This window comes from Actinomycetospora endophytica (assembly GCF_021026375.1).
Lineage (GTDB): Bacteria > Actinomycetota > Actinomycetes > Mycobacteriales > Pseudonocardiaceae > Actinomycetospora > Actinomycetospora endophytica.
Genome location: NZ_JAJNDB010000001.1, coordinates 645,355 through 666,816, shown reverse-complemented (window position 1 = coordinate 666,816; position 21,462 = coordinate 645,355). Strand labels below are relative to the sequence as shown.

General features: G+C 74.5%; 18 protein-coding genes and 1 tRNA gene. 6 read left to right on the top strand and 13 right to left on the bottom strand.

The features are described 5' to 3' along the window. Nucleotides 1-6: 6 nt before the first annotated feature. Both LQ327_RS03230 and LQ327_RS03225 read right to left on the bottom strand, forming a co-directional pair. Nucleotides 7-990: a CNNM domain-containing protein gene (locus tag LQ327_RS03230; protein WP_230730086.1), complete on the bottom strand. Its 984-nt coding sequence runs from the start codon at nucleotides 988-990 to the stop codon at nucleotides 7-9. Then, on the bottom strand, nucleotides 987-2,420 hold the full coding sequence (locus tag LQ327_RS03225) for a hemolysin family protein (RefSeq protein WP_230730085.1): 1,434 nt from the start codon (nucleotides 2,418-2,420) through the stop codon (nucleotides 987-989). The genes LQ327_RS03230 and LQ327_RS03225 overlap by 4 nt, the downstream gene beginning before the upstream one ends. A gap of 122 nt (nucleotides 2,421-2,542) precedes the next feature. Between LQ327_RS03225 and LQ327_RS03220 the strand changes: the two genes are divergently transcribed. Genes LQ327_RS03220 through LQ327_RS03210 form a run of 3 tightly spaced genes read left to right on the top strand, consistent with a single transcriptional unit; the run spans nucleotide 2,543 to nucleotide 6,212 of the window. Further along, nucleotides 2,543-3,598 carry a 4-(cytidine 5'-diphospho)-2-C-methyl-D-erythritol kinase gene (locus LQ327_RS03220; RefSeq protein ID WP_230730084.1) on the top strand — a complete coding sequence of 352 codons (1,056 nt, stop codon included), beginning with the start codon at nucleotides 2,543-2,545 and terminating at the stop codon, nucleotides 3,596-3,598. 21 nt (nucleotides 3,599-3,619) lie between these two features. Beyond that, nucleotides 3,620-5,410, top strand: coding sequence for an ABC-F family ATP-binding cassette domain-containing protein (locus tag LQ327_RS03215; protein ID WP_230730083.1), 1,791 nt, complete (start codon nucleotides 3,620-3,622; stop codon nucleotides 5,408-5,410). Next, a complete protein-coding gene (locus tag LQ327_RS03210; RefSeq protein ID WP_230730082.1) occupies nucleotides 5,400-6,212 on the top strand; it encodes a nucleotidyltransferase domain-containing protein in 813 nt (270 codons plus the stop codon). The genes LQ327_RS03215 and LQ327_RS03210 overlap by 11 nt, the downstream gene beginning before the upstream one ends. A gap of 40 nt (nucleotides 6,213-6,252) precedes the next feature. Here LQ327_RS03210 and pth read toward each other — a convergent pair whose 3' ends face one another. The 5 genes from pth to LQ327_RS34525 form a co-directional block, all read right to left on the bottom strand. Then, the gene (gene pth / locus LQ327_RS03205) at nucleotides 6,253-6,846 is read right to left on the bottom strand and encodes an aminoacyl-tRNA hydrolase (protein ID WP_230730081.1); all 594 of its coding nucleotides are present in this window, start codon (nucleotides 6,844-6,846) and stop codon (nucleotides 6,253-6,255) included. 3 nt (nucleotides 6,847-6,849) lie between these two features. Then, the gene (locus LQ327_RS03200; protein WP_230730080.1) at nucleotides 6,850-7,542 is read right to left on the bottom strand and encodes a 50S ribosomal protein L25/general stress protein Ctc; all 693 of its coding nucleotides are present in this window, start codon (nucleotides 7,540-7,542) and stop codon (nucleotides 6,850-6,852) included. Nucleotides 7,543-7,748: 206 nt separating this feature from the next. Continuing rightward, on the bottom strand, nucleotides 7,749-8,729 hold the full coding sequence (locus LQ327_RS03195; protein ID WP_308286236.1) for a ribose-phosphate diphosphokinase: 981 nt from the start codon (nucleotides 8,727-8,729) through the stop codon (nucleotides 7,749-7,751). A gap of 2 nt (nucleotides 8,730-8,731) precedes the next feature. Then, the gene (gene glmU / locus LQ327_RS03190) at nucleotides 8,732-10,231 is read right to left on the bottom strand and encodes a bifunctional UDP-N-acetylglucosamine diphosphorylase/glucosamine-1-phosphate N-acetyltransferase GlmU (protein ID WP_230730079.1); all 1,500 of its coding nucleotides are present in this window, start codon (nucleotides 10,229-10,231) and stop codon (nucleotides 8,732-8,734) included. A 115-nt stretch (nucleotides 10,232-10,346) separates the two neighbouring features. Further along, complete coding sequence (locus tag LQ327_RS34525) at nucleotides 10,347-12,179, bottom strand: GGDEF domain-containing protein (protein WP_230730078.1); 1,833 nt, start codon at nucleotides 12,177-12,179, stop codon at nucleotides 10,347-10,349. 164 nt (nucleotides 12,180-12,343) lie between these two features. Between LQ327_RS34525 and LQ327_RS34520 the strand changes: the two genes are divergently transcribed. Then, nucleotides 12,344-13,066, top strand: coding sequence for a phosphatase PAP2 family protein (locus tag LQ327_RS34520; RefSeq protein ID WP_230730077.1), 723 nt, complete (start codon nucleotides 12,344-12,346; stop codon nucleotides 13,064-13,066). Between the two features lie 24 nt (nucleotides 13,067-13,090). Here LQ327_RS34520 and LQ327_RS03175 read toward each other — a convergent pair whose 3' ends face one another. The 6 genes from LQ327_RS03175 to LQ327_RS03150 form a co-directional block, all read right to left on the bottom strand. After that, the gene (locus tag LQ327_RS03175) at nucleotides 13,091-13,558 is read right to left on the bottom strand and encodes an ATP-binding protein (RefSeq protein ID WP_230730076.1); all 468 of its coding nucleotides are present in this window, start codon (nucleotides 13,556-13,558) and stop codon (nucleotides 13,091-13,093) included. 81 nt (nucleotides 13,559-13,639) lie between these two features. Then, the gene (locus LQ327_RS03170) at nucleotides 13,640-13,891 is read right to left on the bottom strand and encodes a hypothetical protein (RefSeq protein WP_230730075.1); all 252 of its coding nucleotides are present in this window, start codon (nucleotides 13,889-13,891) and stop codon (nucleotides 13,640-13,642) included. A 135-nt stretch (nucleotides 13,892-14,026) separates the two neighbouring features. Continuing rightward, the gene (locus tag LQ327_RS03165; protein WP_230730074.1) at nucleotides 14,027-14,506 is read right to left on the bottom strand and encodes a MarR family winged helix-turn-helix transcriptional regulator; all 480 of its coding nucleotides are present in this window, start codon (nucleotides 14,504-14,506) and stop codon (nucleotides 14,027-14,029) included. Nucleotides 14,507-14,533: 27 nt separating this feature from the next. Then, a complete protein-coding gene (locus LQ327_RS03160) occupies nucleotides 14,534-15,100 on the bottom strand; it encodes an NUDIX domain-containing protein (RefSeq protein ID WP_230730073.1) in 567 nt (188 codons plus the stop codon). Between the two features lie 4 nt (nucleotides 15,101-15,104). After that, entirely contained in the window at nucleotides 15,105-17,669 is a 2,565-nt protein-coding gene (locus LQ327_RS03155) for a hypothetical protein (protein ID WP_230730072.1), read from the bottom strand. 271 nt (nucleotides 17,670-17,940) lie between these two features. Next, nucleotides 17,941-18,011, bottom strand: a tRNA-Gln gene (locus LQ327_RS03150). A gap of 447 nt (nucleotides 18,012-18,458) precedes the next feature. Between LQ327_RS03150 and LQ327_RS03145 the strand changes: the two genes are divergently transcribed. After that, the gene (locus LQ327_RS03145; protein ID WP_230730071.1) at nucleotides 18,459-20,129 is read left to right on the top strand and encodes a sugar transferase; all 1,671 of its coding nucleotides are present in this window, start codon (nucleotides 18,459-18,461) and stop codon (nucleotides 20,127-20,129) included. 11 nt (nucleotides 20,130-20,140) lie between these two features. Further along, nucleotides 20,141-21,433, top strand: coding sequence for a class I SAM-dependent methyltransferase (locus LQ327_RS03140; protein ID WP_230730070.1), 1,293 nt, complete (start codon nucleotides 20,141-20,143; stop codon nucleotides 21,431-21,433). Nucleotides 21,434-21,462: the final 29 nt, after the last annotated feature.

Below are 21,462 nucleotides of genomic sequence, written 5' to 3'. Positions count from 1 at the left end.
CCGCGCTCAGGCGGGCAGCAGGCGGCCCACGACGTCGGCGAGGGCGACGACCCCGAGGACGTCCCCGTCGGCCTCCACGACCGCCAGGTGCGTGCGCTCCTCCCGCATCCGGGTGGCGGCCGTGTGGAGCGTCGTGCCGGCGTCGAGCGACAGCAGCGCCCGCGTCATCGACCGCGCGGGCGTCCGGGGGTCCCGGGCGAGGGTGTCGCGGACGTGGACGTACCCGACGGGCCGCCCGGCCTCGCGCACGACCAGGCGCAGGTGCCCGCTCGTGCGGGACACGGCGCGCACCGCCTCGGCGTCGTCGTCGGCCTCGACCTCCACGGGTTCGTGGGCGAGGTCGCGCACGGGGGTGGCATCGAGGTCCAGGACGGCGAGGACCCGGTCGCGACGGCCGCCGTCGAGCGCCCCGACCGAGGCCGAGTGCTCGACGAGCTCGCGCAGGTCGTCCGGGGTGCGCCCGCCGGCCATCTCGTCGACCGGCTCGACCCCGAGCAGGCGCAGGCAGCGGTTCGCGGCCCCGTCGAGCAGGAGCAGGAGCGGGCGGGTGACGGTCATGAAGGCCCGCATCGGCAGCGCGAGCAGCACGGCCGAGCGCTCCGGGTGCGCGATCGCCCAGGACTTCGGGGCCATCTCCCCGACGACGAGGTGCAGGAACGTCACGACGACGAGGGACAGCACGAACGACACGACGCCGGCCACCGCCGCCGGCACGCCCCAGCCCTCCAGCAGCGGGCCGAGGGCGTCGTCGACGGCGGGCTTGGTGACCGCGCCGAGGCCGAGGACGCACAGCGTGATCCCGAGCTGCGACCCGGCGAGCAGCAGCGAGAGGTCCTTCGCGCTGCGCAGCGCCGCCCGCGCCGACGCGCTGGTCCGCGCGGCCTCCTCGAGGCGGTGGGTCCGGGCGGCCACCAGGGCGAACTCGACGGCCACGAAGAAGGCGCTGAGCGCGATCAGCGCCACCGACACGACGATCTCGACGACGGTCATGATCCGGCTCCGAGGGCCCAGGCGACGTGCACCGTCGAGGGCACCCGCCGGTCGGTCGCGGAGACGGTGACGACGAGCTCGCGGGGCGTCTCGTCGGGGTCGGGGGCCTCGAGGGGGACGACCACCGCGTCCCCGACCGCGGGCAGCCGCCGCAGCCGCGCGGTGACCAGCCCGCCGATCGTCTCGTAGTCCCCGGTGGGCAGCTCCGCCGCGAGCAGCCGGCCGACCTCGTCGACGTGGTGGTCGGCCGGGACGAGCCAGCCCCCGCCGTCCGGGGCGGTCCGGACGCGGTCGGTGCCCGCCCGGTCGTGCTCGTCGGTGATCTCCCCGACGAGCTCCTCGGCCAGGTCCTCCAGGGCGACGACGCCGGCCAGCCCGCCGTACTCGTCGAGCACACAGGCGAGCTGCTCTCCCGCGCCGCGCAGGCGGGCCAGCACCTCGGGCAGCGGGAGCGTGGTCGGGACCAGGACGGCGTCGCGGGCGAGGTCGGAGACGGTCAGCCGGTCCAGGTCGCGTCCGTCGTCGGCCGCGGCCAGGACGTCGCGCAGCCCGACGATCCCGACCAGCTCCCGCTCGCCCTCGCCCTCCGGTCGGGCGAGCACCGGGTAGCGGGAGTGCGCCGCGGCCATCCGGGGGACGAGGCTCGCCGCCGTCGCCTCGGACGCCGCCCACGCGACCCGCGGGCGGGGCACCATCGCGGCCCGCGCCGTCCGCTCGTCGAAGGAGACGGCGCGGTCGAGCAGCCGCGCGAGGTCGGGCCGCAGGTCCCCGGAGACCCGGGAGTCGTCGATGATCGCCGCGAGGTCGCGCGGGGTGGCGGAGTGCTCGACGTCGTGTACCGGCTCGATGCGCAACAGCCCGAGCAGCGCGTTCGAGGCGGCGTCGAAGATTCGGATCAGCCACCCGAACAGCGCCAGGTACACCCGCGTCGAGCCGGCCAGACGCCGCGCCACCGGCTCCGGCCGGGCGATCGCGAGGTTCTTGGGGAACAGCTCCCCGAAGATCATCTGGACGACGGTGGAGAGCAGCAGCGCGAACACGGTCCCGACCGCCACCCCGACGGCCGTCGGGACGCCCACCCCGCCGAGCAGCATGCCGATCCCGTCGCCGATCAGCGGCTCGGCGACGTACCCGACGAGCAGGCCGGTCACGGTGATGCCGAGCTGGGCGCCGGAGAGCATGAAGGAGGTGCGGCGGGTGATGTCGAGCGCCCGGGTCGCCGCGGCGTCGCCGTCGGCCGCGCGGGCCCGCAGCCGCGCCCGGTCGACGGCCATGTAGCCGAACTCCTGCGCGACGAAGTAGCCGGTCGCCGCGGTGATGGCCACGACCACGACCACGCCGAGCAGGACGCCGAGGATCGTGACGATCACGGGCCCCACCGCCCGCGCGGGCCGGCAGGGGACGGGGCGGGGACGGTCGGTGGGGTCCATGACTCCTGGTGCGGTCCGGTTTGTCGGGGTGTCCGCTCAACGGTCCGCGCCGCCGGGAGGTTCCCGGGGCCGGGGCACCGCACCCCGGCCGCCCGGTCGACGACGGTCATTACCCTGGACGGGTGCTCTCCGCCGTCGGGCCCCCCGTGACCGTGCGCGTCCCGGCCAAGATCAATCTCCACCTCGCGGTCGGGGACACGCGTCCGGACGGCTACCACGACCTCGTGACCGTGTTCCAGGCGCTCAATCTGTTCGATGAGGTCTCGGTCGTCACCGCGCACGCCGGGCGGCCCACGGGGGAGCGGCTCGCGACGATCGGGCAGGGCGCACCGGGGGTGGAGCTGCTCGGGGACCTCACCGACGAGGAGCGGGACGCGGTCCCCGTCGACTCCTCCAACCTCGCCTGGCAGGCCGCCGTCGCGCTCGCCGAGGCCGTCGGGCGCGAGCCGGACGTGCGCATCGGCCTGCGCAAGGCCATCCCCGTCGCGGGCGGCATGGCCGGGGGCAGCGCCGACGCGGCGGGCGCGCTGCTCGCGCTGGCCTCGCTCTGGCGGCTCGACCTGGGCCGCGAGGCGCTCATGGAGATCGCCGCGACCGTGGGCAGCGACGTGGCGTTCGCCCTGCACGGCGGCACCGCGCTCGGGACCGGGCGCGGCGAGTCCCTGGTGCCGGTGCTCTCCCGCCACACCTTCCACTGGGTGGTGGCGCTGCAGGACCACGGCCTCTCGACGCCGACCGTGTTCGGCGAGCTCGACCGGCTCCGCCAGGGCGCCGACGCCGAGGGACCGCTGCGCCGCATCGGCAGCGTCGAACCCGTCCTCGAGGCCATCGCGTCCGGCGAGGCGCGCTCGCTCGCCCTGCTCCTCGGCAACGACCTGCAGGCGGCCGCCGTGAGCCTCGACCCCGGCCTACGCCGTACCCTGCGGGCGGGGGTCTCCGCCGGGGCACTCGCCGGCGTGGTGTCCGGCTCCGGCCCGACCTGCGTCTTCCTGTGCACCGACGGACCGTCCGCGGTGCGGGTGGCCGCCGAGCTCGCCGGAGCCGGGGTGTGCCGCACCGTCCGCGTCGCCCACGGCCCGGTGCCCGGCGCCCGGGTGATCGACGGTGATCCGACGCGGCCCCCGCGCGGACCCGGCGGCCCCCCGGCCGGGGATCCGGGCCCCAACATGTACGCCTGACCCGTCACCCCTGAGGACCCCGTGCCCAACCTGGTCAACCTGGAGAACGTCGCCATCGCCTTCGGCGGCCCGAAACCCGTGCTCGACGGGGTCTCGCTCGGCGTCGACAGCGGTGACCGCGTCGGCGTCGTCGGGCGCAACGGCGGCGGCAAGTCGACGCTGATCTCGATCCTGGCCGGCCGCCTCGATCCCGACTCCGGCCGGGTCAGCCCGGTGCGGGGACTGCGGATGGCGTCGGTGACCCAGCAGTCGCAGCCGACCGGCGCGACGGTGCGGTCCTCGGTCCTGGGCGGTGAGATCCCCGATCACGAGTGGGCCGCCGAGCCGCGCAGCCGCGCCGTCATCGAGGGCCTGCGCCCGGGCGGGGGCCGAGGGCTGGACGCGTCGATCGAGGGGCTCTCCGGCGGCGAGCGGCAGCGGATCGCGCTCGCCGCGGCGCTCGTGCAGGACCTCGACCTGCTCGTGCTCGACGAGCCCACCAACCACCTCGACGTCGAGGGCGTGCGCTGGCTCGCCGAGCACCTGCTCGCCCGCCGCACCGCCCTCGTCGTCGTGACCCACGACCGCTGGTTCCTCGACACCGTCGCCTCGCGCACCTGGGAGGTCGTCGACGGGCACGTGGAGCAGTACGAGGGCGGCTACAACGACTGGATCTTCGCGCGCGCGGAGCGGGCCCGCCTCGCCGACGCGGCCGAGCAGCGTCGTCGCAACCTGGCCCGCAAGGAGCTGGCGTGGCTGCGCCGCGGGCCCCAGGCCCGGACCTCGAAGCCGCGCTACCGGGTGGAGGCCGCCGAGGCCCTCATCGCCGACGTGCCGGAGCCGCGCGACACCGTCGAGCTGGTGACGATGGCCCGGCACCGGCTCGGGCGCACCGTCGTCGAGCTCGAGGACGCGACCCTGACGGTGCCGTCGGAGCCGCCCCGCACGATCGTGGACCGGCAGACCTGGCGGATCGGCCCGGGTGACCGGGTCGGCATCGTCGGGATCAACGGGTCGGGCAAGACGACGCTGCTCCGGACGGTCGCCGGGGAGCGCGAGCTCGACGGCGGGAAGCGCACCCAGGGGACGACGGTGCGGATGGCCCACCTCTCCCAGGACCTGTCCGACCTGCCGCTCCACCGACGGGTGCTGCAGGCGGTGGAGGACATCGCGGAGCGGGTCTGGATCGGCGGGCGCGAGCACACCGCGTCGGCGCTGGCGGAGCGCTTCGGGTTCCCGGCGTCGCGGCAGTGGACCCCGGTGGCCGAGCTCTCCGGCGGGGAGCGGCGCCGGCTGCAGCTGGTGCGCCTGCTCATGACCGAGCCGAACGTGCTGCTGCTCGACGAGCCCACCAACGACCTCGACGTCGACACCCTCCAGCAGCTCGAGGACCTGCTCGACAACTGGGCGGGCACGCTCGTCGTCGTGAGCCACGACCGCTACCTCACCGAGCGCATCTGCGACCGCGTCGTGGCGCTCTTCGGCGACGGGCGGATCACCGATCTGCCCGGCGGGATCGAGGAGTACCTGCGCCGCCGCGACCAGCAGGCCGAGCGGGAGAACGTCCGGTCGGTGGCGGCGGCGTCCTCGTCGGCGACACCCGGCGGTGTTCCCGGTGGCTCCGAGGGCGACCGGCGCGCGGCCCGCAAGGAGATCCAGCGGATCGAGCGGCGCATCGAGAAGCTGGACACCCGGGAGAAGCAGCTGCACACCGCGCTCGCCGACGCCGCCACCGACCCGGGACGCCTGCAGGAGCTCGACGCCGAGCTCAAGGCGCTGCTCTCCGAGCGGGAGCAGCTCGAGGAGTCGTGGCTCGAGGCCAGTGTCGACTGACGCCGAGGCCGTGCTCACCGAGGCCGTCCGGTGGGCACGTCGGCTCTTCGGATCGGGCTTCGAGGCGGCCTACGCGATCGGGAGCCTCGCGCACGGCGGGTACGCGCCGGAGGTCAGCGACGTCGACCTCGCGCTGGTCGTGCGCTCGGCGGGGCCACTCTCGCGGGCCCGGATGCGCGCGGTCCGCATCCTCACCCGGCGCGGTTGCGGGCCGGGTCCCGCGGACCGGCTCTCGGTGTTCTGGGGCCGGTGGCGCGACGTCCAGCACGGCGCCGCGGGCCGGGTCCGGCTGCCCGCCGTCGACCGGCTCGACCTCCTCGAGCACGGCCGCCTGCTCGCGGGGGCCGACCGCCGCGCCGGGGCGGTCCCGCCGACCCACGCCGACCTCGTGCTCGACGGCGTCCGCTTCGCCCTGCGGTGGTTCGACGAGGCCCGCGTGGCGACCGTGCGCGACCCCGGCCGGCTGGCGGGGAAGGACGCGAGGACCGTCACCAAGGCCGTGCTCTTCCCGGTGCGATTCCTCGCGACGCTGCAGACCGGTCGCGCCGGGGCCAACGCCGAGGCGGTCGACTGGTACGTGACGACGCACCGCGGGCCGGCGTCGCCGCTGGTCACCGCGGCCGCCTCGTGGCGGGAGCACGGGGTCGGCCCGGACGCCGGGGCGCTGCTGGCCGAGCACCTGGGCGTCCTGCACCTCGAGTGGGCCGCCGCCCACCGGGCGTGGCTCGAGGCGCGGGGGGACGCCGAGGGGGCGGGGGTGGCGGCGCTGGAGGTGCGCTTCGCGCCTGTGAGCACTCATTGATGCCAGGGCATCAATGAGTGCTCACGAGCGCGGAGCGCACCTAGTGGAGCCGGTTCTGCGCCGCCTCCAGGCCCTCCGCGAGCAGCGCCTCGACGGCGTCCGCGGCGAGCTCCAGCGACACGTCGAGCTCGCGACGCTCGGCGGAGGACCACCGCTTGAGCACGTAGTCCGCGGGGTCCTGACGTCCGGGCGGGCGCCCGATCCCGAACCGCACCCGTAGGTAGTCCTTGGTGCCGAGCGACTTCGAGATCGACCGCAGCCCGTTGTGCCCGCCCTCGCCGCCGCCGCGCTTGAGGCGGACGACGCCGAAGTCGAGGTCGAGGTCGTCGTGGACGACGACGAGGTCGTCCGCGGGCACCGAGAAGAAGCGCAGCGCGTTCGCGACCGGACCGCCCGAGAGATTCATGTAGCCGCGCGGCTTGACCAGGATCGCCTTGCGCCCGGCCAGCCGGCCCTCCGCGACGTCGGCGCCGGACTTGCGGTGCGCGGAGAAGCGGCCACCGACCCGCCCGGCGAGCACGTCGGCGACCGCGAACCCGACGTTGTGCCGGGTCCCGTCGTAGTCCGCTCCAGGATTCCCCAGGCCCGCGACGACCGTCGGGCCGTCGGGCCGGGGGGATCCGGGAGCGGCCACGACTCAGCTCTCGTCGGAGGAGTCCGAGGACTCGCCCTCGGAGTCGTCGGAGTCCGAGGACTCGCCGGACTCGGAGGCCTCGGCCTCGTCCTCGGACGCGTCCTCCTCGACACCGGCACCCTCGGCGTCGATCTCCTCCTCCATGGCGTCCTCGGTCGGCGCCTCGGTGACGTTGACGACGAGGAGCTCCGGGTCGGAGACCAGCGTCGAGCCGTCGGGCAGGCGGATCTCCCCGGCCAGGAACTGCGTGCCGATCTCGGCCTCGTCGATGACGACGCTGATCTCCTCGGGGATGTCCATCGCGTCGGCCTCGATGGTCAGGGTGTCCTCGTTCTGGAAGACGAGGGTCCCGTTCGCGGCGTCGCCGACGGTCACGACGGGGACGTCGACGGTGACCTTCTCGCCGCGGCGCACCACCACGAGGTCGACGTGCTCGATGAAGCCCTTGATCGGGTCGCGCACGACGCTCTTGGTCAGCGCCAGCTGCGGGGAGCCCGCGCCGGTGACGGTGAGGACGGCGTTGCGGCCGTTCTCGCGCATGACGGCGGCGAACTCGACGGTGTCGAAGGACAGGTGCACCGGGTCGGTGCTGTGCCCGTAGAGGACGGCGGGGACGCGGCCCGCGCGGCGGGTGCGGCGCGCGGCGCCCTTGCCGAACTCGGTGCGGGTCTGCGCGGTGATCTTGACGTCAGCCATGACGGTGCTGGTTCTCCTGCGATGGTGCGGGCCGGCGGGAGCGGGCCGGCACCCCGGCGCCCGGGAACTCCTCCCGCACCGCGATGCCCACCGCGTCGATCACGGCGCCCGGATGTGGGCCGCCCTCGCCGAAGTGGATCGCCGCCGAGTCTACCGAGGCGGCGGCGGCGGCTTCCGTCAGGGAGGGGCGCCGGGCCGAGAAACCGTCAGGCGTTCCCGTCGAACAGGTTGGTGACCGAGCCGTCCTCGAACACCTCGCGGACGGCCCGCGCGATCACCGGGGCGATGGAGAGCACGGTGAGCTGCGGGAACCGCTTCTCGTCCGGGATCGGCAGCGTGTTGGTGATGATGACCTCGCGCGCGCCGCAGGTCGAGAGCCGCTCCACCGCCGGGCCGGAGAGCACCCCGTGCGTGGCGGCGATGACGACGTCGCGGGCCCCGTCGGCGAGCAGCGCCTCGGTGGCCTTCGCGATCGTCCCGCCGGTGTCGATCATGTCGTCGACGAGGATGCAGACGCGGCCCTCGACGTCACCGACGACGCGGTTCGCGACGACCTCGTTGGGCTTCGTCTTGTCCCGGCTCTTGTGGATGAACGCCAGCGGGACGCCGCCCATCGTGTCGGCCCACTTCTCGGCGACGCGCACGCGGCCGGAGTCCGGGGCGACGACGGCGAGGTGCTCGTCGGCGTAGGCGTCGCGCAGGTGCTCGGCGAGGACCTTGTTCGCGAGCAGGTGGTCGACCGGGCCGTCGAAGAAGCCCTGGATCTGGTCGGTGTGCAGGTCGATCGTCATGATCCGGTGGGCGCCCGCGGTCTTGAGCAGGTCGGCCACCAGGCGCGCCGAGATGGGCTCGCGGCCGCGGTGCTTCTTGTCCTGCCGGGCGTAGCCGTAGAACGGCACGACCGCGGTGATGCGCTTCGCCGACGCCCGCTTGAGCGCGTCGATCATGATCAGCTGCTCCATGAGCCACTGGTTGATCGGCGCGGTGTGGCTCTGGATCACGAAGGCGTCGCAGCCGCGGACGGACTCCTCGAAGCGCACGAAGATCTCGCCGTTGGCGAAGTCGTACGCCGCCTGCGGGGTGATCGTGACGTCGAGCTCCTTGGCGACCTGCTCGGCCAGCTCGGGGTGGGCCCGGCCGGAGAAGAGCATCAGGCTCTTCTTGGGGGTCGACGACACTGCGCTCACGGTCACTGCTCCTCCTGGTCGCGCCGGTCGGACGATCGTGGTCCGTCGTCCGGTCCCCCGTCGGGTGGTCCGGCCGCTCGGGCCGCGGCGTCTGCCGCCGCCGTCCCCGGGCGTTTCCGCTCCACCCAGCCCTCGATCGTCCGCTGCGGACCCGAGGACACGGCGAGGGCACCCGGGGGGACGTCCTCGCGGATCACGGTGCCCGCACCGGTGTAGGCACCGTCCCCGATGGTGACGGGTGCCACGAACGTGTTGTCACTACCCGTCCGGACATGGTCGCCGACGACGCTGCGGTGCTTGGACACCCCGTCGTAGTTGACGAACACGCTGGACGCCCCGATGTTGCTCTGCTCGCCGATGGTGGCGTCCCCGACGTAGGTCAGGTGCGGCACCTTGCTGCCGGTCCCGATCCGCGAGTTCTTGACCTCGACGAACGTCCCGATCTTGCCGCGCTCGGCCAGCTCGACGCCGGGGCGCAGGTAGGCGAACGGGCCGACGGAGGTCTCCGCGCCGACGGTCGAGTTGCTGCCGTGGGTGCGCACCACGGTCGCCCGGGCCCCGACGGCGACGTCGGTGAGCGTGGAGTCGGGGCCGACCGTGGCGGCCTCCCCGACGGTCGTCGTGCCGTGCAGCTGGGTGCCGGGCAGCAGTGTCACGTCGCGCTCGAGGCGGACGCCGACGTCCACCCAGGTCGAGCGGGGGTCGACGACCGTGACGCCCGCACGCATCCACCGCTCGAGCACCCGGTGGTTGATCTCGGCGCCCATCGCGGCCAGCTGGACCCGGTCGTTGACGCCCGCCACCAGCCAGGGGTCCTCGAGCTCCACGGCCCCGACCGCCAGCCCGTCGCGGTGCGCCGAGGCGACGACGTCGGTCAGGTAGAGCTCGCCCTGCGCGTTGTCGGTGCCCAGCCGGGCGAGCGCGGCGCGCAGGACGGTGAGGTCGAAGGCGTAGACCCCGGAGTTGACCTCGGTGATCGCCAGCTGCGTCAGCGTCGCGTCGGCCTGCTCGACGATGGCCGTCACGGCGCCCTTGTCGTCGCGCACCACGCGCCCGTAGCCGGTCGGGTCGTCCATCTCGGCGGTCAGCAGCGTGACGGCGTTCCCGGCGTCGTCGTGCTCGGCGACCAGTGCGCGCAGGGTCGCGGCGTCGAGCAGCGGGACGTCGCCGTAGGAGACCAGGACGGTGCCCGTCGCGTCGGCGGGCAGCGCGGTGACCCCGCACGCGACCGCGTGCCCGGTGCCGCGCCTGCGGTCCTGGACGGCGGTCCGGACCTGGCGGCCGAGCTCGGTGCCGATGAGGTGGCAGTGGGTGCCGACCTCCTCGCGCCCGTGGCCGACCACGACGACGAGGTTGTCCGGCGTGGTCCCCGCGGCGGCGTGCAGCGCGTGGCCGAGCAGGCTGCGCCCGCCGACCGGGTGGAGCACCTTGGGCGTGGCCGAGCGCATGCGGGTGCCCTCTCCCGCGGCCAGGACGACGACCGCGGCGGGGGTCGACGGCATCGGCTCTTCTCGCTCCTGGAACTCGTCGGCGGTGGTGGCGGCACGGTGACGACCGGCGCGCACGGGCAGAACAGGCGGGCTCCACCGGCCCACGGGCCCGTCGGGATCGATCCTCTCACCCGCCGACGGCGAGGCCCTCGGACGGGGTGTCGGCCGCGTCGTCGCCGGCGTCGAGGACCACCGCGCCGCCTCCGGCACGCTTCGCCTCGTACATCGCCCGGTCGGCCCGGGCGAGCAGCGTCCCGGGGGTGACCCCGGAGTGCGCGGTGCCCGCGACCCCCACCGAGAGCGACACCCACGAGCCGTCCCCGACCGGCACCCCCGCGACGGCGAGCGCGGCCCGCTCGAGCGCGGCACACGCCGAGATCTCGGTGCTCCCGGGCAGTACGACGACGAACTCGTCGCCGCCGTAGCGGGCTACGACGTCGTCGGCGCGCAGGCAGCGCCGCAGCGTCTCCGCGACGAGGCGCAGCACGTGGTCGCCGCGAGCGTGGGACATCCGGTCGTTGATCGTCTTGAACCGGTCGACGTCGACCATCGCGATCGAGAGCGCCGCACCGCTGCGCGTGGCCACGGTGGTGAGGTGGTCGGCGAGCACGTCGTCGAGGGCGCGCCGGTTGGGCAGGCCGGTCAACGGGTCGGTGCGGGCCTGGGCGGTGGCCTCGCCGTGCTCGCGGCGCAGCTGCTCGTGGGCCAGCCGCGTGGTCAGCGAGAGGACCCGGGCGCGCTGCAGCGTCCACAGCTCGTGCTCGAGGTCGGCGGTGTAGTCGCGCAACGCCCGCCGTCCCGGGACGCTGCCCGCCCCGGGCCCCTCGGCGGTGACGTGGGTGAGCTCCCGGCTGACGGCGAGCAGCAGGTTCGGCTCGCCGCGCGGCTGCCGGGACCGGACCCGCTCGAGCAGGGCGGCGGCCTCGTCGCGCCGGTCGGCGAGCGTGAGCGCCCGGGCCGTGGCCAGCCGGCAGAGCAGGTGGTCGGCCAGCGCGGGACAGACGCGCTCGTCGGAGCCCAGGGCCGCGGCGTCGCCCCGCGCGGTGGCGGCGACCTCCTCGGGGCTGCGGACGCGGCCGTACATGTCCGGCTCGCCGGCCGGGCGCCGGGCCAGTGTCAGGGCGGCCCGCAGGAGCAGGCGGTGGTCCGCGGGGAGCAGGGCGGGCTCGGCGTGCAGCTCGGCGGCGCGCCGGGCGGCGTCGTCGAGGTGGGGCAGACCGTCGCGGCGGGCCCGCTGCAGGCGCAGCCCCCACGAGATGAGCACCCGGACGTGCTCGTGGTCGCAGCGGGCGGCGGCGAGGACGTCGCCGTCGTCCTCGGCGATCACCCGGGCCCGGGTGAGCAGCGGCTGGGCGACCTCGTTGAGGCCCAGCGAGGTGAGGGTGGCCGCGACGAGCCGGTAGGTGTCCTGCAGGTTGCCGCGGTGCTCGTGCTGCGTCGGCGCGTGGTCGACGACGGACTGCTCGTCGAGCTGGGTGAGCGCCCGGGTCGCGGCGGCGAGCGCGGACTCCTCGTCGTCGGCGAGCAGCGCGCGGCGGGCGAGCAGGGCCTCGGCGTCGACCGCGAAGAGGGTGAGCCCGTTCTCGGCGACCAGTGCCACGAGCTCGTCGAGGAGCCGCTCGGCGCCGTCCGAGCCGTCGTCGGCGGACGGGCCCGCACCCCGGACCGCCAGGTGGGCGCCGGCGGCCTCGCGCAGCAGCACCGCGCGGGTGCCGGGGTCGGCGGTGTACCTCGTCCGGGCGACGAGGTCGGTCAGGGCGGTGAGGTCGGCGGCGGGCGTGCCGGTGCCGGGGTGCGGTACGCGCGAGGCGCGCGCGGACGCGGCGCGCGCCAGGGCGAGGAGGGTCTCGCGGGGAGCCTGCTCCGGGCGGGTGAGCGCCGCGCCGGTCATCCGGCGGGACGCGTCCCCGCCGGGGTCGCGCACCCCGCCGTCATCACTGCTCTCGTCCGGACGTCCCACCCGTCACCCCCCTTCGCGCCCCGGCCGGGCGTCGTCCGGGGCCCGTGTGCACACTGTCGGTCACGGGCGGCGCAGACGTCGTCGCAGGGCGTCACGCGGGATTCTGCACATGCGGATGCGGTCGACCACTGCAGGGTCGACCGCGTGTCGGGAAGGAGCGCCGGGTGGAAGCAGGCCAGGACGTGCTCTCGGGACGGACGGCCCCGGTGGTCCCGCGGCGGCGACGCCCCCTGGTGGTGCCGGTCGTCCTGCTCGGCGTGCTCCTCGTCGGCGTGCTCTCGGTCCGGTACGCGGGTGACGGCGAGGCGGGGCGCATCGACCGCGCCCTGGCCGCGCTCGTCCCGATGCACCACGGGGCCCTGGCGTTCGTCGGGGAGGCCTTCTCGGACCTCGGCGACCCGATCCCGGTCGCGGTGCTCCTGGTGGCGCTCGCCGCGGCGGCCTGGTGGTGGCGTGGCGGCCGGGGGCTTGCCTTCGTGCTGCTGGCCCCGGGCGCGGCGATGGTGACCACCTCGCTGGTGCTCAAGCCGATGGTCCAGCGCACCCGCGACGGCTCGCTCGCGTTCCCGAGCGGCCACACCACGGCCGTGGCCTCGATCGCCGTCACCGCCGCGATCCTGGTGCTCTCCACGCCGGCGCTCGCGGCCCGCACGCGCCGGCTCGTGGCGGCGGCGCTGGCCCTGTTGGTCGTCGTGGTCGGCGTCTGCCTGGTGGGACGCGGCTACCACTACCCGACCGACGTGCTCGGCGCGCTCGGCGTGGTCGCGGCCGTGGTGCCGCCGGCCGCGCTCGCGGTGGACGCGTTCGCCGATCTCGGCGACGACGGCGACCGCCGCCGGATCGTCGGGGCGGACGAACCGACCGCCCGCATGCCCGCCGTGGGCTGAGCCCCGGCCCCCCGCGCCCGGTTCTCAGGCCTGCGCGATCGGCCGGTCGTGCGCCGGCTGGGGGAGCGGCTTGCGCATCGTCACCGTGGTGCCGCCGGGCCCGTGGTCGACCTCGGCGTCGGTGAGGTTCTGCATCAGCGTGATGCCGCGCCCGCGGCTCGTCGGCCCGCTGGTGGGGGCGCGCCAGTGCCCGTCGTCGGCGACCACGATCGTCACGACGTCGTCGGCGAGGTAGGCCTGCAGCGACATCCGGCCGGGCTCCGCCACGCCCGCGAAGGCGTGGTCGACGACGTTCTCGAGGGCCTCGCTGGTGGCCAGCACGAGGTCGTCGGCGAGGTCGGCGAGGTCGTCCGACAGGTCCGGCGACGCACCCACTTCCGCCTGACGGGCCTCCAGGGCGTCCCCGAGCCAACGCCGCAGGGCACGACGGAAGGCCCCGACGCGAGGCGGTCCGGCGTCGGCGGAGAGCTGGAGCGGGACGTGCGGAGTCACGGATCCTCCGGGTCCCGGGCACGACGACGGGTCGACCCCGGCATGTTCCCCCGTCTCACGGCCCGCAAACCCGGCCGCCCCCTAACCAGCTGTACGTACCCGTTGCTCCACCGGAAGGTAGCCGGTGTGGTCGTCGAGCGGGGTACGGACGTCGTAGCGGCACTCGTCGTGCACCACGGCCGGTCCCCACACCCAGAGCCGCGGTGCTTCCCGCGGCGCGAGCCCGACGATACGCACCGTCCCGTCCTCGTCGGGGGTGACCGGATGGGAGCAGACCGCGCACGGGGCCGGGGGCGGCACGGGAGCGGGGCGCGCCCCGCTCGGAGTGGTCATCGGCGTCGGCTCCCGGCGCGAGGAGAGGGCACGACGGGTCTCCGGACCGCCTGACCGATCGTGTCCGATCAGATTGCCTCCGACCGGACTGTCCGGGCAACCCCCCGCGGATCACGGCGGGTGCGCCCGGGCCGTTCAGACGTGGCCCTCCTGGATCGCGGTCGCGTCGCGCAGCCGCCCGGCGAGCTCGTTGAGCTGTTCGCGCAGGGCGGCCAGCTCGCCGCCGCTCATCCCGGTGGCCCGCTCCACCCCGCGCTGGACCTCCCTGGCCCTCTCCCGGAGCTCGCGGCCCTGCTCGGTGCAGGCGATCTCCAGCGTCCGCTCGTCCTCGGGGCGGCGGCGGCGCGTCACGCGGCCCTGCTTCTCGAGGCGCTTGAGCAGCGGCGAGAGGGTCCCGGAGTCCAGGTGCAGCTGCTCGCAGAGCGAGCCCATCGACACGGCCTCGTGCTGCCAGAGGACCAGCATGACCGCATACTGGCTGTAGGTCAGGCCCAGGTCGTCCAGTCCCTGCCGGTAGCAGGCGGTCATCGCGCGCGACGCCGAGTGCAGTGCGAAGCACAGCTGCCCGTCGATGGTGAAGGGCTGGCTGCTCGGGGTCGCCTCAGCCGTGGTCATCCCCTCAGCCTAAACGTGATGAGGCGGTCATGGGGCGCGCTCACCATCCGGACTCGGACGGCCACGGGCGGTGTCTGGACGATTCACCAGACCGGCCGTCTCCAGGTGGCCGAGCAGCCCCGTCGTCAGGGCCATCCGGCCCAGTTCGGCCGGGGTGAACCAGCCCGCGTCCGCCGCGTCGTCCCCCGCGCGCAGCGTCCCGCCGACGGGCTCGGCGAGGAAGTCGTGGATCTCGAACACCACCCCCGGCCCGGCCGGGCGTTCGAGAACGAGCCACTCCCGCCCGACCGCCACCTCCAGGCCGGTCTCCTCGGCCACCTCCCGCGCCGCCGCCGCGGCCGGTGACTCCCCGGGCTCGACCCGCCCGCCCGGCAGCGTCCACCGCCCGGCCTCCGGGTCGTTGGCCCGCTGCACGAGCAGGAACCGCCCTGCCGCGTCGCGGACGACCGCCCCCGCCGCGAGCACCCTGGTCGCCATCCCCACCTCCGAGGGCGCGGCCCACCCGTGCCGCCGGGGCATCGTCCCCCGCCGATCACCTCCGGGCCCGACGACGAGGGCCGGTCGCCCCTCGGCGAGGAACGACCGGCCCGTCACGCCCTCAGTCGTTGATCGGCTTCTCGCCGACGGCCGGGGCCGGGTCCTCCTGGGCCCCGTCACCGGGCCGCGGGTTCTGCCCGACCTGGTTCGGCGGGAACCGCAGCGGCGGGACCCCCTGCAGCGGCGGCTGCGGCGCGTTGCCGACCTCCGGGGGCACCGGGGTCCCGGACAGCGGGTTGCCGAGCGGCTTCAGCGGGTCGGCCGGTGCGTAGGTGCCCGGCTTCGCCAGCCCGCCGGAGTCGGTGCCGGTGAAGGTCTCGGCCCGGTCGCAGCCGGCGAGGGTGACCTTCAGCGGTCCGTCGGTGGCCACCTTCAGCTGCGCGTCGCAGTCCACCCCGGCCCGCTTCGGGTCGACGGTGACCTCACCGACCCCCGCCGAGCGCACCGAGAGGGCGTCCGCCTTCGGGGCGGGCACCGGCGGGTCGAGGTGGCGGTACTCGCGGGTGTACGGGTTGACCGGCGAGAACGTGCCCGAGGTCAGCCCGACCTGTCGCTTCACGTCCGGGACGGGGGCGTCGGCCTCACCGAGGCCCTGGCTGATCACGTCGACCGCGCCGAGTTCCTGGCGCGAGCGGCTCTGGATGTCGGAGAGCCAGTAGGCCTTGTCGCCGACGAGGCCGGACCGCGGGTCGTCCATGAGCGGGTTGCGGACGTAGGTGACGTGCGCCGGGTCGTTCACCCGGGCCTGGTCGCCCAGCCACTTCGTCGCGACCTGCCACATGCCGTTCTTGCACATCGCGAGGTGCTCGGAGCCGACCCCCGCCCAGCTGACGAACTCGTAGTCGTAGTCGCCCTTGGCGTAGTCGTTCCCGCGTTCCCGGGTGATCGGGTAGGGGATGAAGTCGTCGTTGATCCCGGACCACTCCATCACCGGCTGGTTGCGCCGGCTGGGCAGCATGTCGGAGATCTTCGATCCGGCCTCGTGGTGGGTCAGGGTGTCGACGGGGAGCAGGTCGCCCGCCGCGTTGAGCCCGGGGAACGACGGCGCGACGTTCAGCCCGTCGCAGATGAACGCCTTGTTGAAGACGTCCGGGAACTGCAGCGAGAGCTTGTTGGCCATGTAAGCGCCCGACGAGAAGCCGCCCATGGTCGTCTTCTCGTCGTTGAGGTGGTAGTTCCGCCGGGCGTCCGCGAGGGCTTCGAACACCGAGGCGCCGGACTCGCCGTAGCCCCACTCGTCGGTGCCGCGGGCGTCGACGTCGACCACCATCGTCGGGTTGCCGGGCCGGTTCGCGAACTGGCGGTAGAGGTCCTTGTCCCCGGCCACGTCGTCGCCGGGACGCAGCGCGTAGCCGTTCGTCCAGACCATCGACGAGTAGCCGGCCGACGGCTCCGGTGCCTCGGGCACGTAGACCTGATAGCGCTGCAGCCGCCCGGGCAGGTCGGGCACGCAGTCGTCGCGGCAGGGCCAGCCGAACGCCAGGCTCGGCCGCTGGTTCCCGCTGCCCTTCCCGGACCCGGTGACGATGCCCTCCTGCTGGGTGCCGCTCGCGCCGGGCGGGCCGCCCGGGTCGGTCGGCAGCCGGCGGCCCTGCGCCTTCTCGAACTTCGAGGCGTAGACCCGGGTGATGTAGCCCGTGGTCGGGATCGCGCTGTCGTCGTCGGTCCCGGCGGCGAGCTCGTCGAAGTCGACGGTGGCGGAGAACGGGCTCAGGTCGCCCTTCGCGATGGCCGCGCGCTGGTCGTTGTCGCGGTAGGGCGCCTCGAACGGCTCGTGGAACCGGAAGGCCGAGTCGAAGAAGGCCGACGGATGCGGGTCCCCGGCGATCGCCCCGCCCGGGTGCGTGCGGTCGGCCGTCGCCCGCGGGACGAGGTAGTCGTCGTGGGCCTGGTCCCAGAGCCCGGCGGCGAGCGCGACGCGCTGCTTGCCGCCCGGCGCCCAGGCACTGTTCGGGACCCGGATCTCGACCTGACGACGCTCGAGGTCGACCTTCACCCGCGGCTTGTCCGGCAGCGCGGCGCCGGTGGCCGCGTCGGTGACGTCGCCGTGGATGCCGTGCACGGTGACGAAGCGCTGGGCCGGCATCACGGTGTTCGCGCCGTGGGGAGCGGGGCGCGGGGTGGCCGAGTCACCGAGGGCGAGGGTCAGCCCGAGCAGGTCGGGATCGGTCATCGTGTTCATCGTGACCCGGAAGGCGGTCTCGTCGCCCTCGGGCTTCATCCGGACCTCGACGATGTCCGCGGCGTTGCGCCGGTAGGCCGGGTCGTCCGGGTAGGTGTAGTTCCGCAGCACGGTGTCGTTGGGCCAGCGGTACTGGTTGCCGCCGCCCTCGTCGTCGTACGGGCAGCCCTGGTGGACGTACTCACCGTCCCGGTAGGCGCTCGCCATGCAGACGCCGATCGGGTCGGCCTTCCAGATGCCGGTGTTCTGCAGCTGGGGTGCGTCCACCGCGGGGGCCCGGAGCAGGTCCGGTCCGGCGGTGTCCGCGGGTGCCGGCCGTGCCAGCGCGGTCCCGGCGACGATCCCGCCGCCGAGGAGCAGCGCGGCGACCGTGAGCAGCGCCCAGGTGCGGCGTTCCCATCGTCTCCGGGTGGTCGGGGCTCCCGGTGGGCTGTGCCGGCTCATCGAACGATCACCTCGGGCGCCTCCTCGCGCTGATCGCGGACGAACCCGCTGCTGCGCGAGGGGGTGTCGCCGTCCGCGCCCCGGGAGCCACGGCCGCAGCTGGGGAGCAACGACTTACGCCGTCCGGCCGTGTCGGGGGTCACGCTGATGAACGGCGTGGCGCGCTTGAGGTCACGGGGAGATTACGACTCTGTGAGTCCGAAGTGAGCTGTACATCGGCCCAGTCGGGCCGGCAGGCATGCGGAGGGCGACCCGGGGCCGGGTGGACGTGCTCCGCCGCCAGGATTCGAACCTGGATCATCGGAACCAAAATCCGAGGTGTTGCCCTTACACCACGGCGGACTGCGGGCAGTCCCGCTCGGACCATGGTGTCACGCCCCCGGTCGGCCCTTCCCACCTGCACGAACCGTCGTCGGCGGGCCGTCCGGGTGGGGGTCGTGGCACGCATGACCCCGTACGGGCCGTGACCGCCACGCGGCGGACTCGTTGGACCCGATCGAGAAGTACGCCGGACAGGTGTTCCGGGGCCGTGCTTCGTGTCACTCGTGATCGGCACGCAACCTGGCCCGGGCGCACACGTCCAACGTGGTGGAGAACCCGATCCGCCGTCAGGGCGGACGCCGTGCGGAGGGAGGTGGCAGTGGGCGACCCAGGCGCGACCCGACCCGTGGACCGAGTTCAGCGGGGCGCCGTCGACCCAGGACCACTGCCCCGCACGGGCGACGAGCGACGTCGGGCGTCCGGCACGCGACCCCAGGGTCGCCGGACGCTCAGAACAGGGGCGAACGCGTGAGCGGCACCGAGCTCGACGAGGGCAGGACCGACGGCAACGACACCGGTGAGATCCCGGCGTCGTCATCGTCGACCGGCGACCGGCGGCCGCAGCCGGGCGCCTCGGTGTCCACGTCGTCCGCGCCGACGAGGAGCACCCCGCCGCCGGACCGCGAGCCGGAGGCCGGCGCGGCCCCGTTCGTGGACCCCGACCCGACGGCGCCGGGCTTCATCCGGATCTGGGACGACGAGGGCCCGGGCCAGCCGGGCAGCGTCGCCGTGGCCACCAGCTGGCAGTCGAAGTTCGCGCTCGCCGTCGCCGGGTCGGACCTGCTCGTCCTCGCGGCGTGCTCGCTGCTCGGTGCCCTCATCGGCTTCGGGGCGGGCTCCGGGGACGCCGGCACCAACCCGTGGGGCCTCGCGCTGGTCTCGATGCTGCTGGTCCCGATCGCCATCGCGGCCGCCCGCGCCTGGGACCCGCGTGTGCTCGGGCAGGGCTCCGAGGAGTGGAGCCGCCTGATGCGCGGCTACGTCAGCGCGGCGATCATCCTGGCGCTCGCCGGGCTGGTCTTCGAGCGCACCGGGGTGCGGCCCTGGGTGTTCGGCATCCTGCCCGTCGCGGGCCTCCTCTCGATGGCCGGCCGCTACACCCTGCGTCGCTGGCTGCACCAGGCCCGCAAGCTCGGCCGCGGCCTGCTCCCGGTGCTGGCGATCGGCACCGAGGAGTCGGTGCGCGACCTCATCGAGCGCACCCGCCGCGTCTCCCACATCGGCTGGGTCGTCACCGGCGCCTGCACCCCGACCGGCCTCGGTGAGGACGGCCAGGGCCACGTCGCGGGCGTCCCGGTGCTCGGCGACCTGGACTCGCTGCCCTCCAGCGTGCGCAGCGGCCGGTTCGGCGTCGTCGCGGTCGCGCCGACCCCGGGCTGGAGCCCGAAGCGCCTGCACCGCCTGGCGTGGGACCTCGAGGGCACCGGCTCCGAGCTCGTCGTCGACCCCGGCCTCATGGAGGTCGCCGGCCCGCGCCTGCACGTGGCGCCGGTCGACGGGCTGCCGCTGCTGCGCCTCACCGAGCCCCGCCTCTCCGGCGTGCCGCGCATCGGCAAGCTCGCGTTCGACCGGATCGCGTCGTCGGCCCTCGTGCTCGCCCTCGCGCCGGTGTTCCTGCTCGTCGCGCTGTTCGTCAAGCTCGACGGCGGCCCGGTGTTCTACCGGCAGACCCGGGTCGGCCAGCGCGGCAAGACGTTCCGGATGGTCAAGTTCCGGTCGATGGTGCCGAACGCGGACCGGCTGCGTGACGACCTCGTCGCGGACGGTAACGACGGGTCCGGACCACTGTTCAAGCTCCGCCGCGACCCCCGGGTGACCCGGATCGGCTCGCTGCTGCGCCGCTACTCTCTGGACGAGCTCCCGCAGCTGTTCAACGTCGTCGGGGGCTCGATGTCGCTGGTCGGTCCCCGACCGCCGCTGCCCGGAGAGGTCGACGCCTACTCCGACGCCGCCAAGCGCAAGTTCCTGGTGCGGCCGGGCATGACGGGACTGTGGCAGGTCAGCGGCCGATCCGATCTGTCGTGGGAGGAGTCGGTCCGGTTGGACCTGCGCTACGTGGAGAACTGGTCGCCCGCCATGGACCTGGTCATCCTGTGGAAGACGGTCTCGGCCGTCTTCCGGGGTGACGGGGCCTACTGAGTCAGGATCCGATGACTGCCGCACCACCCCTGGCCTGTCGTCTCTGCGGCTCGCTCGACCTGGAGAGCTTCGTCGACCTGGGCGCCACCCCGCCCTGCGAGCTCTTCCTGACCGCCGAGGCCGTCGAGGCGCCGGAGCCGACGTTCCCGCTGCACCCGCGGGTGTGCCGGAACTGCCTGCTCGTCCAGCTGCCCCCGCTGATCGACCCCGACGAGACGTTCACCGAGTACGCGTACTTCTCGTCGTTCTCGACGTCGTGGGTCGAGCACGCCCGGCGGTTCGTCACCGCCGCGACCAAGCGGGCGGGCCTGACGTCGGACTCGCTGGTCGTCGAGGCCGCGAGCAACGACGGCTACCTGCTGCAGCACGTCGTCGCCGACGGCATGCGCGCCGTCGGGGTGGAGCCCAGCGTCAACGTGGGCGACGCCGCCCGGGCCAAGGGCGTCCCGACGGTCACCGCGTTCCTCTCCCAGGAGTCCGGGACCGCGGTGCGCACCGAGCACGGGCCGGCCGATCTCGTCGTCGCGAACAACGTCTACGCGCACATCCCCGACGTCGTGGGCTTCACCCGGGGCCTGCGCGCGATGGTCGCGGACGACGGCTGGGTGTCGATCGAGGTGCAGCACCTGCTCACGCTGGTGCGCTTCAACCAGTTCGACACGATCTACCACGAGCACTTCCAGTACTACACGGTCGGCACCGCGATCCGGGCGCTCGCGTCCGGCGGGCTGGACCTGGTCGACGTCGAGCTGGTGCCCACCCACGGCGGGTCGATCCGGCTCTGGGCCCGGCCGAGCGAGCTGCACGAGCCGGCCTCGCCCGCCGTCGCCGACGTGCTCGCCCAGGAGGCGGCCGCGGGGCTGGGCACCGTCGAGGGCCACGCCGGGTTCGCCCGGGACGTCTCGCGCATCCGCAACGACCTGGTGCGCTTCCTCATCGACGCCGCCGACCGCGGCGAGACCGTGGTCGGCTACGGTGCGCCGGGCAAGGGCAACACGCTGCTGAACTACTGCGGCATCCGCCCCGATCTGCTGGCGTACACGGTGGACCGCAACCCGTACAAGCACGGTCGCTACACCCCCGGGACGCGGATCCCGATCCACCCGCCGGAGCGCATCGACGCGGACCGGCCGGACTACGTGCTGGTCCTGCCCTGGAACCTGCGCGACGAGATCACCGCGCAGCTCGCGCCGGTCGCGGCCTGGGGCGGGAAGCTCGTCTTCCCGATCCCGACCCTCGAGATCGTCGACCCGGCGACGGGCGCGGTCGAGGGCTCACCGTCGGCGGCGGCTCCCGCGCGGTGAGGCTCGGCTGATCGATCTCGGGCCATCCC